18 protein-coding genes and 1 tRNA gene are annotated in these 13,922 nt (G+C 67.9%); 11 read left to right on the forward strand and 8 right to left on the reverse strand.

Annotated elements, in window-relative coordinates; genetic code table 11:
• Window positions 1-161: 161 nt before the first annotated feature.
• A tRNA-Thr gene (locus tag EBL84_RS02375) sits at window positions 162-237 on the forward strand.
• Window positions 238-255: 18 nt separating this feature from the next.
• Here EBL84_RS02375 and EBL84_RS02380 read toward each other — a convergent pair.
• From EBL84_RS02380 to EBL84_RS02400, 5 genes are read right to left on the reverse strand one after another with little or no spacing between them, the layout of a single operon-like run.
• Entirely contained in the window at window positions 256-1,137 is an 882-nt protein-coding gene (locus EBL84_RS02380; RefSeq protein WP_223806116.1) for an ATP-binding protein, read from the reverse strand.
• Entirely contained in the window at window positions 1,134-1,982 is an 849-nt protein-coding gene (locus EBL84_RS02385) for an ATP-binding protein (protein WP_123139358.1), read from the reverse strand. The genes EBL84_RS02380 and EBL84_RS02385 overlap by 4 nt, the downstream gene beginning before the upstream one ends.
• Window positions 1,983-1,985: 3 nt before the next feature.
• On the reverse strand, window positions 1,986-2,465 hold the full coding sequence (locus EBL84_RS02390; protein WP_123139359.1) for a NifB/NifX family molybdenum-iron cluster-binding protein: 480 nt from the start codon (window positions 2,463-2,465) through the stop codon (window positions 1,986-1,988).
• A gap of 23 nt (window positions 2,466-2,488) precedes the next feature.
• A complete protein-coding gene (locus EBL84_RS02395) occupies window positions 2,489-2,857 on the reverse strand; it encodes a NifB/NifX family molybdenum-iron cluster-binding protein (protein WP_123139360.1) in 369 nt (122 codons plus the stop codon).
• Entirely contained in the window at window positions 2,857-3,231 is a 375-nt protein-coding gene (locus EBL84_RS02400) for a DUF134 domain-containing protein (RefSeq protein WP_123139361.1), read from the reverse strand. The genes EBL84_RS02395 and EBL84_RS02400 overlap by 1 nt, the downstream gene beginning before the upstream one ends.
• A 240-nt stretch (window positions 3,232-3,471) precedes the next feature.
• Here EBL84_RS02400 and petA point away from each other — a divergent pair, with 240 nt between their 5' ends.
• The 7 genes from petA (at window position 3,472) to EBL84_RS02435 (ending at window position 8,923) form a co-directional block, all read left to right on the forward strand.
• Entirely contained in the window at window positions 3,472-4,065 is a 594-nt protein-coding gene (gene petA, locus EBL84_RS02405; protein ID WP_123139362.1) for a ubiquinol-cytochrome c reductase iron-sulfur subunit, read from the forward strand.
• Between the two features lie 156 nt (window positions 4,066-4,221).
• On the forward strand, window positions 4,222-5,205 hold the full coding sequence (locus EBL84_RS02410) for a hypothetical protein (RefSeq protein ID WP_123139363.1): 984 nt from the start codon (window positions 4,222-4,224) through the stop codon (window positions 5,203-5,205).
• An 81-nt stretch (window positions 5,206-5,286) separates the two neighbouring features.
• Entirely contained in the window at window positions 5,287-5,841 is a 555-nt protein-coding gene (locus EBL84_RS02415) for an ankyrin repeat domain-containing protein (RefSeq protein ID WP_123139364.1), read from the forward strand.
• A 392-nt stretch (window positions 5,842-6,233) separates the two neighbouring features.
• A complete protein-coding gene (locus EBL84_RS02420) occupies window positions 6,234-6,692 on the forward strand; it encodes an SRPBCC family protein (RefSeq protein ID WP_123139365.1) in 459 nt (152 codons plus the stop codon).
• A 51-nt stretch (window positions 6,693-6,743) separates the two neighbouring features.
• Window positions 6,744-7,202: a PAS domain-containing protein gene (locus EBL84_RS02425; RefSeq protein ID WP_123139366.1), complete on the forward strand. Its 459-nt coding sequence runs from the start codon at window positions 6,744-6,746 to the stop codon at window positions 7,200-7,202.
• Between the two features lie 510 nt (window positions 7,203-7,712).
• Window positions 7,713-8,609 carry a hypothetical protein gene (locus tag EBL84_RS02430; protein ID WP_123139367.1) on the forward strand — a complete coding sequence of 299 codons (897 nt, stop codon included), beginning with the start codon at window positions 7,713-7,715 and terminating at the stop codon, window positions 8,607-8,609.
• Window positions 8,606-8,923: a BolA family protein gene (locus tag EBL84_RS02435; protein ID WP_123139368.1), complete on the forward strand. Its 318-nt coding sequence runs from the start codon at window positions 8,606-8,608 to the stop codon at window positions 8,921-8,923. The genes EBL84_RS02430 and EBL84_RS02435 overlap by 4 nt, the downstream gene beginning before the upstream one ends.
• Window positions 8,924-8,939: 16 nt before the next feature.
• Here EBL84_RS02435 and EBL84_RS02440 read toward each other — a convergent pair whose 3' ends face one another.
• Complete coding sequence (locus tag EBL84_RS02440) at window positions 8,940-10,277, reverse strand: sodium:alanine symporter family protein (protein ID WP_123139369.1); 1,338 nt, start codon at window positions 10,275-10,277, stop codon at window positions 8,940-8,942.
• Window positions 10,278-10,487: 210 nt separating this feature from the next.
• Between EBL84_RS02440 and EBL84_RS02445 the strand changes: the two genes are divergently transcribed.
• The 3 genes from EBL84_RS02445 (at window position 10,488) to EBL84_RS02455 (ending at window position 12,434) form a co-directional block, all read left to right on the forward strand.
• Window positions 10,488-11,162 (forward strand): inner membrane-spanning protein YciB, encoded by a 675-nt coding sequence (locus EBL84_RS02445; protein ID WP_123139370.1) that lies wholly within the window; start codon window positions 10,488-10,490, stop codon window positions 11,160-11,162.
• A 1-nt stretch (window position 11,163) separates the two neighbouring features.
• Window positions 11,164-11,475 carry a YciI family protein gene (locus EBL84_RS02450; protein ID WP_123139371.1) on the forward strand — a complete coding sequence of 104 codons (312 nt, stop codon included), beginning with the start codon at window positions 11,164-11,166 and terminating at the stop codon, window positions 11,473-11,475.
• A gap of 122 nt (window positions 11,476-11,597) precedes the next feature.
• Window positions 11,598-12,434, forward strand: coding sequence for a peptidylprolyl isomerase (locus tag EBL84_RS02455; RefSeq protein WP_123139372.1), 837 nt, complete (start codon window positions 11,598-11,600; stop codon window positions 12,432-12,434).
• A gap of 46 nt (window positions 12,435-12,480) precedes the next feature.
• Here the strand turns inward: EBL84_RS02455 and EBL84_RS02460 are convergent, their stop codons facing one another.
• Complete coding sequence (locus tag EBL84_RS02460; protein WP_123139373.1) at window positions 12,481-13,263, reverse strand: carbonic anhydrase; 783 nt, start codon at window positions 13,261-13,263, stop codon at window positions 12,481-12,483.
• A 4-nt stretch (window positions 13,264-13,267) separates the two neighbouring features.
• Window positions 13,268-13,540: a segregation and condensation protein A gene (locus EBL84_RS02465; protein ID WP_123139374.1), complete on the reverse strand. Its 273-nt coding sequence runs from the start codon at window positions 13,538-13,540 to the stop codon at window positions 13,268-13,270.
• Window positions 13,541-13,922 lie beyond the last annotated feature (382 nt).

Raw genomic sequence — 13,922 nt, forward strand, 5'->3', positions numbered from 1 at the left:
AGGTTGACTGCAAACCGACACTGGAGGCTGCTTGCTGAAGGCTGGTCGCTTTCTTCACGTCCTTGGCGGCTTCGCGGTTCAATCTTCCGGCGGCTGGAGGCTTTCCCCAGACAGGGATTGATGTCCGGCGGAAAGCTGGCTAGAATTCTCGAGCTTGAGTAGCCGATGTAGCTCAGTTGGTAGAGCAACGCATTCGTAATGCGTGGGTCAGCGGTTCGAATCCGCTCATCGGCTCCATCTCCCCAAGCGCCCGTCTCACTCCACCCCCAGGCGCGATCTCACCCGTTCCCACAGTTCGATCACCGCCCGTGATGCGGCACCGCCGTCGTACTCGGCGAGGCTCTTGCGCGCGACCAAGGCGCGGGCGACCACGGGGTCGAAGGGCAGTTCACCGATCACATCGATGTCGCGCGCACCACACCACTCCCGGATCGTCACACCGTTCTCCAGGTTGAGATCGGCCTTGTTGATGCAGACGACCAAGGGGATGGCGAAGTGGACGCAGAGTTCGGCGACGCGCTGCAGGTCGTGCAGCCCGGAGAGGGTCGGCTCGGTGACGGCGAGCACCAGATCGACACCGGTGATGGCGGCACTCACCGGACAGCCGATCCCGGGCGGGCCGTCGTTGAGGATCAGCGTCGCGCCCTCGGCCTCGGCCTGACGTCGCGCCTCGCGCCGCACCAGGGTGACGAGCTTGCCGGAGTTGTCCTCACCGACGCCGAGCTGGGCGTGGACCAGGGTGCCGTGACGGCTGTCGGAGACCATCCAGCGACCGTTCGGACGGGTCTCCAGGACGATCGCCTCCTCGGGACAGACCCGTGCGCACAGCCCGCAGTGCTCGCAGGCGAAGGGGTTGATGCGATAGCCCGCGTCGAAGTCGAGCTCGATCGCCTCGAACCGGCACCAGGCGGCGCAGTCCCCGCACTCGGCGCACAGCTCGGGGTCGATCCGTGGTGTCGCGCCGCCGACGAAGTCGCCGCCGGTCCGTTCACGCGGGTCGAGCAGCAGGTGCATATCGGCGGCGTCGACGTCACAGTCGGCCACCACCTTGTGCTGAGCCAGGGTGGCGAAGGCGGCGCTCACCGTGGTCTTGCCGGTGCCGCCCTTGCCGCTGATGATGGTGAGTTCCTTCATCATGACGGGAGCATCCCCTCGATCTGTGCATAGAGCTGTTGGAAGCGCGCGCGCCACTCGGGCGCGGTACGCACCCAGGGCTCGCCACGCGCGTAGGCCTCGGCGAGCGCGCGGGTGAAGGGGATCTCGAGCAGCACCGGGAGCGACTCGGCGCGACAGTACTCCGCCACGCCCTGATCGCCGATGTCGCAGCGGTTGATCACCACTCCACAGGGCACCCCGAGCGCCCTCGCCACCGCGACGGCGAGGCCCAGGTCGTGCAGCCCCGAGGGGGTGGGCTCGGTGACCAGCAGACAGAAGTCGACCCCATCGAGGGTCTCGACCATCGGGCAGGCGGTGCCCGGCGGGGCATCGAGGATGGTCGCGAGGCCCGGCTCCAGACGCCGCTTGAGCGCCTTGATCACCGGCACCGCCGAGCGCTCGCCGATGGCGAGTTCGCCCTGGAGCACCGGCAGGGTGTCGGCCTGACCGGCGGCGATCTCGCCGATCGGGCGCTCGACCTCGCCGAGCGCGCCCTCGACACGGCAGACGTAGTCGCAGGCACCGCAACCGTGGCAGAGCTCGTCGAACACCATCAGCTCGTCGGGCGTGAGCGCCAGGGCGTTGAAGGCACAGGCCTCGACACAGTCGCCGCACAGGGTACAGCGCCTGGGGTCGATGCGCGGAACGCGCACCCCGACCGGCTCACGCCGGTCGAAGTGCGGGCGCAGGAACAGGTGCCCGTTGGGCGCCTCGACGTCGCAGTCGGCGTATTGCACGCGCTCGAGCGCCAGCGCCAGATTGGTCGCCACCGTGGTCTTGCCGGTGCCGCCCTTGCCACTGGCCACGGCGATGGTCAGCGCCCGCATCGCTCAGCCCCGACCGCGACCGTTGCCCAGCCCGCGACCAACGCCCATGCCGCGCCCGGCACCGGCACCGGCACCGGCACCACGACCATGTGCCATGCCACGACCACCACCGCAGCGCGCAATGCCGTCGCAGGGTTCGCGGCCTGCCACGGCGGCGGCGAGCGCCATGCCCTGCCCGGCATGGCGCTCGACGGCCTCGGCCACGGTGCCGGAGACACCCTCGACGACCCGCACCCCAGCGCGCTCGAGCACCATCGCCGCCTTGGGGCCACAGCGGCCAGTGATCAGCAGCTCGGCGCGCTGGCCGGCGATCCACTGCGCGGTGCGGGTGCCGGCGCCACCGTTGGTCTCGAGGAAGGGGTTGGGCATGCTCTGGAAGTCACCGCTCTCGGTATCGACCACGGCGAAATAGGCGCAGCGTCCGAGTCGGGCGTCGACCGGGGCGTCCTGACCCTGGCCGGCTGCGGAGATCACGATCTTCATGGGGCAATTCCTCGTTGTTCGATTCAGTGGGCGTGGTCGTGGGCGCATTGGGAGACGCCGTTCAGTTCACCGGCGAGATAGGCGTTGAGGGTCTCGCCGACGCCGGGACGGGCGCCGGTGACCACCTCGATGCCATTGCGCGCGAACAGCTCGATGGCCTTGGCGCCCATACCGCCGGCGAGCACCACATCGGCGCCGAGCGACTGGATGTAGGTCGGCAGCTGCCCCGGCTGATGGGCGTCGGCGAAGGGGTTGGCCACCACCTCGGCGCCGACGAGCCGGTCGGTGTCATCGAGCTGGGCAACCACGAAATGGCTGCAATGGCCGAAGTGCATCGACATCTCGCCGGCCAGTCCGAGCGCGTCGTTGGCGGTCATCACGATCTTTTTCATCAGGTCTCATCTCTCTGTCCGGCACAACCGGGCACCGAACGGGGGTGGTCGTTGTCAGAGTGTTGGATACCTTGCGGCGGCTCTTCCCCGTGCTCCGGGATCTGGATCACCAGCCGCTGTCCGGTGAGCAGTGCGCCAGCGACCTTGGCGCGGGCCCGGGCGATGGTGCGCGACAGGGTGGTGCGCGAGATCCCCATGCGCCGGGCGCTCTCCTCCTGGTAGAGCCCCTCGAGATCGCACAACCGCAGCGCCTCCATCTCGTCGGCGCGCAACATCACCGTCTCCAGGGTGTGACCGTGGCGGCCACAGGGCTTGAAACAGATCCGCCCGGGATCGAGTCCGATCCGGCGGACGCGTCGTCTTCGACCGGGCACAGTGCCTCCGCTTGGCTGTCTCGGGTAGGTTCGAGGATGCATTCAAACGCACATATGTGCGTTTTGCATTGACAAATATCAGGGTGTTTTAGTCAAGAAAGGCGAGACACTGGGATTCATCGTTAAGAGATTCTTTTTCGCAACGACACGCATCCCGAGCGGACGCCGGGCGATCACGGTTGCCCCGAGCGCCACCCGACATCCATGCAGGGATACGCATCACACAAGGAGCCTTGAATCATGAGCGCTACAGCGGTCAACAAGACACGGCGTCGCCTGCTGGTCGCAGCGACCAGCGCGGTCGGCGCCGTCGGTGCCGGCTTCGCCCTCGTACCCTTCGTCGCCTCGATGAACCCGAGCGCGCGCGCCCGTGCCGCAGGCGCGCCGGTCGAGGCCGATATCAGCAAGATCGAGCCCGGCGCGCTGCTGCGCGTCAAGTGGCGCGGCAAACCGGTGTGGGTGGTGCATCGCACACCGAAGATGCTCGAGATGCTGGCGAGCAACGACCCCAAGCTGGTCGACCCCGCCTCCGAGGTGCCGCAGCAGCCCGAGTACTGCCAGAACCCGACCCGCTCGATCAAGCCCGAGTATCTGGTCGCCATCGGCATCTGCACCCACCTCGGCTGCTCGCCGACCTACCGCCCCGAGTTCGCCCCCGAAGACCTCGGCGCGGACTGGAAGGGCGGCTTCTTCTGCCCCTGCCACGGCTCGCGCTTCGATCTCGCCGCGCGCGTCTTCAAGGGCGTGCCGGCCCCGACCAACCTGGTCATTCCCAAGCACACCTATCTCAACGACACCACCCTGCTGATCGGCGAGGACGGCAGCGCCGCCTGACCCCTCCCCCGCTCGACAGCGCCAGACGCTTGGCGTAGATTTCCGCCCCTGGGTCGGACACGCGACCGCCGGTCCTGTGTCCGACCTGCCCGTCGCCCCCCCCCAATCAGGCGACCGCCTCTTCCCCGTCATCCAGAACCGACAAGAGGACTCGGCGTGAACCGACGTCTGGCTGCCCATCTCCCCCTGTTCATGCTCGCCGCCTGGCTGCTCGGCGGCTGCGCGAGCGGCCCCGACACCCGACCCCAGTCGCTGATCCCGGCCAACCTCTCGAGCCTGCCCCAGATCCAGCTCGCGGCGAGCGAGCGCGACCAGGTGCGATCGCTGGCGATGGGCGCGGCCCGCAGCAAGGGCTGGCGGATCACCCAGAGCGACCCCGAACGACTGCTGCTCGAGCGCCCCGTCACGCCCGACTCGACGCTCGCCCGTGTCCTCGACCTGCCCCCGGGGCAGTTGCCGACCGACACCAGACTCGAGGTCGCCAGCTATTTCATCGACGAGGGGACTGCCGTGCGGGTCGCCTCGGCCGCCGCCCTGATCCGCCCACGCGCCGATCAGCCCGAGCCGGAACGACGCGACGTCACCAGCCGCTTGCAGCCGCTGCTGACCCAGTCGCTCGCCGCGCTCGAACGGGCCTGGCAGACCCATCACCAGCGACTCGCCGAGGCCGCCCCGCCGCTGCCGCAACCCGCCCCGAGCACCGACGGCGAGGCGACTCCGGCAGGGACGCTGGCGGCCATCCCCGCCGCGCCCATCGAGGGCAGCGAGACCACACAGCGCCAACCGCTGACTGCAGCGACACAGACCGACAACCCGGCGAACGCCTCGCGAGACGTCCGCCCTCAGCAGGGACCGGCCCCGGTGATCGACGCCACACCGATGCTCCGTGAGGCACCGCCGCTCGCGCCCGAGCCGCCGCAGGCGCAGACCCAGATGCTCAGCCTCACCCCGCAGCAGCGTGACGTCACCTGGGCGGCCTATGCCGAGCAATATGCGAGATTGCGCGGTTGCGTGTTGACCGACGAGGGCGCGGTGCTGATCGACAACCGCTCCGATGGCGAGATCCACAAGGTCCCCTGCGAGGGCACCGACAGCATCCTGGTGCAGTGTCACGACGGCCTCTGTCGCGGACTGCTGTAACGGCGCCAGATTGCGGATTCGCATTGTCGCGGGACGTCAGGCCGGGTGAATAATAACCAATCATTCAACTCGGAAAACGCCATGACTCCCGCACGCATTCTCCTTCTCGTCACCCTGCTGCTCGCCGCCCTCACCGGCTGCGGCGGTCCGGACGACCAGGGGGCGGGCGACCCCGCCCTGCTCGAGTTCGCCGAACAGGGCGATCTCGGCGCGCTCGATGGACTGCTCTCGCGCACCGGACGCCCCGACGTGCGCGACAGCTGTGACTGGACCCCGCTGATGAAGGCCGCGCTCAACGGTCACACCGCCGTGGTCGAGCGCCTGCTCGCCGCCGGCGCCACCGTCGACGCCGAGGACAAGGGCGGCTACACCGCGATGATGCTCGCCGCCTCCAACAACCACGCCGAGATCGTCGAGATGCTGTTGCAGCAGGGCGCGATGATCGACCACCAGGAGCAGACCAAGGGCTGGACCGCGCTGATCTGGGCCACCACCCAGGGCCGCACCGCCGCCGTCGAGACCCTGCTGAAACACGGCGCCGATCGCACCCTCAAGGACTTCGAAGGCAACACCGCCGCCGACTGGGCACGCCTCAACGACAAACCCGAGATCCTCGCACTGCTGCAGGCGGGTTGATCGAGTACGGTATTCAGGAGACTGAACCGCCAAGTCGCAAAGAACGCAAAGGTTTTTCGAGCGTTCGACCTCCGAGCGCCACCTTGCTCTCCCCCTTGTCAGCAGGGAGGCAGGGTGGACGCATCAGCAAGACGATCGTGGACCGGCGTCAACCCTCAGTCCTCGGCCATAAGCGTCGCTCAATCCGAGCGATCAACGAAGACCGCTGACTGGACATTTCCTTGGCGTCCTTCGCGTCTTTGTGGTTCGTCCCCCCCGACAGCCCCCCTGGAATTCCCCCCACCCCGCCGCCAGATAGACCAGCGGGCCGTTTCGGGCCCGATCGCGCATGCCCGTCCAGCGTCCGCCCGCGCACGGACGCGCCGACTCCAGCCACACGGCAGCCGATACCCATGGTCAGAACACAAGCGAGCACGCACATCGCCCGCCCGCCGGATCAGGTCTTCGCCTTCGTCGCCCTCGACTTCTTCAGCAATTACCAGCGCTGGTCGCCCGAGGTGGTCTCGCTCGAGGCGCTCTCGCCCGGTCCGATCCGGCTGGGCAGCCGCGGCCGACAGGTACGGGTCGATCACGGTCGCCGCACCGAGGCGACCTTCGAGGTCTGCGTCTTCGAGCAGGACCGTCGCATCGACTTCCAGGGACTCAGCGCCCCGATCTACATCAGCTACCGCTTCGAGCCGAGCGCCGACGGCACACGCCTGACCTTCGTCTTCGAACTGTCGCGGCTCGAGCTGTTCATGCGTCCCTTCGAGAAGCTGATCCGCGCCGCCATCCAGGAAGGCGGCGAGCGCGTCGTCGGCAACATCAGGGGGCTGCTCGAACAGGCCCCGACAGCCGTATCGCAGCACTGAGGCAAACACCCGGCGAGGCACGATCCATCAATCTTGTAGCGAGGTCACCACATGGAATTCGTCGTCGACAAAGATGCGGGGGTGATCCCCTTCGTGCTCTCGCAGATCCTCGACACCTGCGTCAACGGTATCACCCTCTCCGACCCCGACCAGGACGACAACCCCATCGTCTATGCCAACGCCGCCTTCGAGTTGATCACCGGCTACAGCCGCGAGGAGATCCTCGGACGTAACTGTCGCTTCCTTCAGGGCGAAGACCACGATCAGGAAGGGGTGGCGCAGATCCGCGAGGCGATGGTCGGCAACCACCCGGTGACCGTCACCCTGCGCAACTACCGCAAGGACGGCAGCCGCTTCTACAACCGCTTCACCATCCGCCCGCTGTTCGACCGCGAGGGGCGGCTGATCTACTACCTCGGCATCCAGCACGACGTCACCAACCAGGTCGAGGCCGAGGCCGAGGTCGCGCGCCTCAACGCCCTGCTTGCCAAGGCGGACGCCGGCGGCTAGGTTGGGCGCCGCCAGCCGCCAGCCGCCAGCCGCCAGCCGCCAGCCGCCAGCCGCCAGCCGCCAGCATGGATTGAACCGCGAAGGCACGAAGGACGCAAAGCAAGCGAACAGTCTGCAGATCCGCAGACCGGGCAAGTCGCAGTCTCCCCGACTGGAGGCTGGAGGCTGATCGCTGGAAGCTGTTCGAACCGCCAAGGCACGAAGGACGCAAAGCAAGCGGACAGTCTGCAGATCCGCAGACCGGGCCAGGCGCAGTCTCCCCGACTGGAGGCTGGAAGCCGATCGCTGGAAGCTGGTTCGAACCGCGAAGGCACGAAGGACGCAAAGCAAGCGGACAGTCTGCAGATCCGCAGACCGGGCAAGTCGCAGTCTCCCCGACTGGAGGCTGGAGGCTGGAGGCTGATCGCTGGTCGCTGGAGGCTGATAGCTGGTCGCTGATATCTCGGCGGCTCAAATGCCCGACGGCTGGAAGGCTGGCTCCCGCCGCGACCAAGCGGCTATCATCCGTACATGTCCAGTCTGCGCGAACGCATGGCCGAGCACGGGTTCGAGTCGAACGACGACTACGAATTCGAGATCCGCTGTCTGCTCGAGAGCAGGCCGCGCGGGCTGCGCGCGCTCAATGTCGCCGGCGACGGTGGCCGACGCAAGAGCGCCTTCGCCAACGCCCTGGCCCGGGCACTGGGGATGGACCAGATCGTCTATCACGACTTCACCGACGCCCATCCTCCCCAGCCCGAGGTGATCCTGCCACCGAGCCGCGACGAACTCGGTCGCGAGGAACCGCCGATCGCGCCCCTGGACCTTGCCGTCAGCGAGGCCTGCGCGCAGAGCGAGGGTGAACCGACGGTGCTCATCCTCGACCAGCTCCAGGCCGCCGACTTCCGCGAACACATCCGCATCCATCGCCTGGTGCGCGAGTGCCGTTGGCAGGTACGCGACGCCCCCTACGACGCCAACCGGCATCATCTGCTGGTGTTCCTGATCTCGGAGCAGGCGCTCTATCACGCCCTGCACAAGGAGAGCTACCGGGTCTGGGTCGGACGCGACACCACGCTGCGCGACTGGGATCCGCGCGAGTTCGGGCTCGATACTCGTGCCCGGGGGCTGTTCACCGCGCTCGCCGAGCTGTTCCATACCCTCGGTCAGGCGCCCACCCGCAGCGAACTCGAACACCTCATCGAGGACCTGCGCCACCAGATCCACACCCGCGAGCACCTGCGCCGCGCGCTCTATGGCCGGGTCGAGGGCATCGACCACGCCGCGCTCGCCGATCCGCGTCACGACCCCGCGCTCGATCAGGTCCTGGCGACCATGCAACAGTCACTGCGCTGGACCGAGCACATCGAGATCACCGGCGGCGCAGCGCCGCCGATCCAATCGAACCAAGGGAGAGATGAGCAATGAACCGACGGACCCGCATCGAGCGCCGCATCCGCGAGGCATTCGACCCCATGCACCTCGACGTGGTCGACGAGAGCTACATGCACGCCGTGGCCCCCGACGCCGAGTCGCACTTCAAGCTGCTGGTGGTCAGCGAGGGCTTCTCCGGACAGCCGCTGATCGAGCGTCACCGAGCCATCAACAGCCTGCTCGCCGACGAGTTCGAGCAGGGCCTGCACGCACTCAGTCAGCACACCTGGACCCCGGAGGAATGGCACGAGAAGGGCGGCGCCGCACCGCAGTCGCCGCCCTGCCAGGGCGGCTCCGGCGCCGCCTGACCCCGGGAGCCCGACCTCAGGCGCGGGCGAAGTGCTCGCGCGTCAGCCGGAACACCACCGGGCTGAGCAGCACCAGCGCCAGCAGGTTGGGCAGCGCCATCATCGCGTTGAGGGTGTCGGCCACCAGCCACACGAACTCCAGCTTGACCATCGCGCCGACCGGGATCGCCGCCACCCACACCAACCGGAACGGCAGGATCGCGCGCACCCCGAACAGATACTCGACACAACGCTCGCCGTAGACGCTCCAGCCGAGGATGGTGGTAAAGGCGAACAGCGCCAGACCCAGCGCCACCACATAACCGCCGACCCCGGGCAGACCGGCGCCGAAGGCCGCGGTCGAGAGGCTGGCGCCGGTCTCACCACTGGTCCAGGCGCCGGTGACCATGATCACCAGCCCGGTGATGGTGCAGATGATCAGGGTGTCGATGAAGGTGCCGAGCATGGCGATGGTGCCCTGCTGCACGGGGTTGTCGTTCTTCGCCGCGGCGTGCGCGATCGGCGCGCTGCCGAGCCCGGCCTCGTTGGAAAAGACGCCGCGTGCCACCCCCATCTGGATGCCCATCATCACGGTCGCGCCGGCGAACCCGCCGACCGCGGCGGTGGGCGAGAAGGCATACTCGACGATCTGCACCACCGCACCGGGCAGCGCCTCGGCATTGAGCCCGAGCACCACCAGCCCGCCGAGCACATAGGCGATCGCCATGAAGGGCACCAGCTTGCCGGCGACCTGGGCGATCCAGCGGATACCGCCGATCAGCACCAGCCCGACCAACAGCGCCATCACCCCGCCGACCCAGGCCTTGGGCAGCGCGAACTTGGAGTTGAGCGCGTCGGCCACCGAGTTGGCCTGCACCATGTTGCCGATACCGAACCCGGCCATGGCACCAAACACGGCAAAGGCCGCGCCCAGCCACAACCAGCGCCGCCCGAGACCGTTCTTGATGTAGTACATCGGACCGCCGACATGGTTGCCCTTGGCGTCGACCTCGCGGTACTTCACCGCCAGCACGCCCTCGGCATACTTGGTCGCCATGCCCACCAGTGCGGTGCACCACATCCAGAACAGCGCCCCGGGACCGCCGATCGCGATCGCCGTGCCGACACCGGCGATATTGCCGGTCCCGACGGTTGCCGACAGCGAGGTCATCAGCGCGTTGAACGGGGTGATGTCCCCCTCGCCACGCCCACGCCGTCCCGACCACAGCATGCGAAAGCCGTAGCCGAGCCGGAGCCAGGGCATCAGCCGCAGGCCGAGCAGCAGGAACAGCCCGGTGCCGAGGATCAACACCAGCATCGGCGGCCCCCAGACCCAGCCGTTGAGCACCCCGATCCATGTCGTCATGGATTCCATCCACACCTCCTCTCGAATCAAAGCCTTCAGGACGAGCGGGCACTATACAGCGCCCGCCCCTGTTGATTACAACGCCGGCGCGGCCCCATTTACCGCGACCGGCCCTTGCCCGTATGCTCTTGAAGAGGAGTCGGGTGCCGCCGGAGCGGTCGCGCGACCATCCGGCGCCGGGCACGGACCAGAGGCCAACGAAGGACACCACCACACACCATGAAACTGCTGATCGACTTTTTCCCCATCCTGCTGTTCTTCGTCGCCTACAAGCTCGCCGGCATCTATGTCGCCACCACGGTGGCGATCCTCGCCGCGGCGCTGCAGCTCGGCTGGACCTGGTGGCGCCAGCGCCGGGTCGAGACCATGCACCTGGTCACCCTGGGGCTGCTGGTGGTGTTCGGCGGCATGACCCTCGCCCTGCGCGACCCGATCTTCGTGATGTGGAAGCCGACCATCGTCAACTGGCTGTTCGCCGCGGCCTTCCTCGCCAGCCAACTGGTCGGCCAACGCACCCTGGTCGAGCGCACCATGGGGCACGCGGTCAGCGTCGAACCGATGGTGTGGCGCCGGCTCAACCTGATGTGGGTCGTCTTCTTCCTGGTGCTCGGACTGACCAACCTGTTCGTGGTCTATGTCGCCAGCGGCTTCTTCGCCGCCCATCAAACGCTGCTCGCCGGCAGCGGGCTTGCCAGTGTCGACCTCAGCAGCTGCGCCGCCCAGTTCCAGGGCGAGCTGCTCGCGCTCTGCACCAGCGCCCAGGCCAGCGAGGAGATCTGGGTCAACTTCAAGCTGTTCGGTATGATGGGGATGACCCTGGTCTTCGTGCTGCTCCAGGCGTTCTATCTCGCCCGTCACATCGAAGACGAACCCCGCCCGCAGGAGGCCGACTGACGTGCTCTATGCCATCATCGCCGTCGATACCCCGGACAGCCTCGAACGCCGCCTCAAGGCCCGCCCCGCGCACCTCGAGCGACTGCGCGAACTGCACGACGCCGGGCGCCTGGTGCTCGCCGGTCCGCACCCGGCGATCGACGCCGCCGACCCCGGCAGCGCCGGCTTCACCGGCTCGCTGGTGGTCGCCGAATTCCCCGATCTCGACGCCGCCCGTGCCTGGGCCGAGGCCGACCCCTATCGCGCCGCCGGTGTCTACGCCGAGGTCGAGGTACGCCCCTTCAAGCAGGTCTTTCCGCCCACGGCGGGTTGAACGCCAAGGAACCGACGTCGCCGTCCGGGGTCGCAGAAAGCGCCGAACGCGGATTCGTCGACAGGTCGCCCCGTGAGCGATCCGGCACCTGCCCATTCACCCCAACCCACGGAAGTTTCACCATGAAGAGATCCACCCTCTCGCTCCTGGTCTGCGCACTGCTCGCCGCCGGACCGGGTAGCGCGCTGGCCGAGCCCGACGCCGACACCGTCATCGCCACCGTCAACGGTGTCGAGTACCCGCTCGACCTCTTCCGGCTGTTCTATGTGGAACGGCTGCAGCAGAACCCCGAGGCCGACACCCAGGCGGTGCAGCAGCGCGCCTTCGACGAGTTCATGAACCTGGTGGTGGCCTCCCAGGAGGCCGAGCGGCGTGACCTCGACGACAGTCGCGAGGTCGCCATGGCACTTGAACTGCAGCGCATGAAGGTGCTCTCCAGCGCCGCGCTCGGCGCCATGGCCGAGGACATCGAGCCGACCGACAAGGCGCTCAAGGAGGCCTACGACCAGGTCGTCGAGCGTGCCGCCCGCACCGAATACAAGGCCCGTCACATCCTGGTCAAGGACGAGGCAACGGCCAAGAAGCTGATCAAGCAACTCGACAAGGGCGCCGACTTCGCCGAGCTGGCCAAGGAGCACTCGCTCGGCCCGACCGGCAAGAACGGCGGCGAACTCGACTGGTTCGACGCCGGGCAGATGGTCGCCCCCTTCGCCGAGGCGGTTGCCGAGATGAAGCCCGGCAGCCACTCCGAGAAGCCGGTGCAGACCCAGTTCGGCTGGCACGTCATCGAACTGCAGGAAACCCGCAAGGCCGAGCCGCCGAGCTTCGAGGATGCCAAGCCGCAGCTCAGCGCCATGCTCAAGCGTCGCGCGCTCGGCGAGCAGCTCACCGAGATGCGTGACGGCGCCATGGTCGAGCTCAACGAGGAGATCGTCACGGTCACGCCCAAGGAGGATTGACCCGAGTCCCCGCGTCCCGGCGGGACGCGGGACACCCCCGCCCGGTTCAGTAGCGCGGCAGCGCCAGCACCTCGCGCCCGTTGCGCGGCTGAACCGGGCGGGCATTCTCGCCGATCACGGCACGCAGCCGTTGCAGCTGCCGCACCCCCACCTCGAGCGGCTCACCGAACACCAGCCACAGCGCCGACTCGCGGCACGGCGGCTGGGTGAGCGAACCGTGATAGCGGAAATAGCCGCGATCGAGCGGCAGCAGGAAGAGCGGATTGACCCCGATCTGACGATGACGTGTGCGTTCGCCCGGGCGCGCCGGCAGATGATCGAGGATACGCTCGAAGATGCGATTGTCGCGCTCGGCGGCGCGCAGGCCCACCGCCACCACCGCATGACCACCCTGACGATCATGATGCACCAGCTGCAGCTCGGCATCGTAACGCTCGCCCTCGATGCGGTGCTCGCCAGGGACATGGAAGTCGACGTAGGAGAGATCGTAGGCGCTGCCCCGGATGACCAGCGCGCTCCCCGGCGGCGTGAGCAGTCGGATCCCCCGCCCGGTGTTGACCAGCTCGAGCAGGTGCGAGCGATAGCGAAACAGCAGCGGCGTGTAGACGATGCGGCGCGCACCACGGATATCGATCGGCGACTGCGAACGCCCCTCGGCGCAGGTGGCGAAGGACGGATCCAACTCCCCCCAGTGCTCCGGGCCGGCGTCGCCGACATAGTCCCAGGGCGGATCGACCGGGAAACTCAGGCCGTCATCGCCCACCGCGCCGCCGCCCCACAGCGCCGCCAGCACGGCCAGCCCGACCGCGCACCGGTTTTGGCTCCTCACCGGCTCAGTCCTTGCGCGACCTGAGGCTGTCGATCGGCACCACCTGCGCCGCGCCGGGCTGATCGGCATAGACCGGACGCTCGCCGCCGCGCCCGTCGCGCTCGGCGAGCAGACGCTCGCGCTCGGCGATCATGCCGAGACAGCGACGCACGTCGTCGATGGTGGAGGCCGAGAGAGGATGGCGCATCCCCTGCGGCGGAGTGAGATCACGCACGATCGCGGTCAGCGTCTTGCGCATGGTGATCAGGATCTGCTGCTCGGGGGACAGTTCGCTCATGATCGATCCCTGCGGTGAGGGCGGCATGCCGCCGTGAAACCCCGCGGGCGAGACCGCCAGCCCGCGCCCCAATCTTGCATCAGCCGCCGCCGCCGGGCAATGGGGGAAGGGGCGACAGTCGCCAGCTACCAGCGATCAGCCCCCAGCCGCCAGTGGGCGTGCACACCGGCGTCAGCGGCGACAGACGAGCCCGCCCACCAACTGGTGACTGGCGGGCAGAGCCTCCCCTGCTCGTCTCGATCGTCTTTACCGCTGTCGTCGAGTACCAGCTTCCACATGAAAAGCGGCCGCTAAAGCGCTTTTAAAACGCTTTCTTTGCGCCCTTTGAGTCTTAGCGGTTCAATTTGCTGGCGGCTGACGGCTGGCGACTGGCGGCTGGCGC

This window comes from Marichromatium sp. AB31, from assembly GCF_003718685.1.
GTDB lineage: Bacteria > Pseudomonadota > Gammaproteobacteria > Chromatiales > Chromatiaceae > Marichromatium > Marichromatium gracile.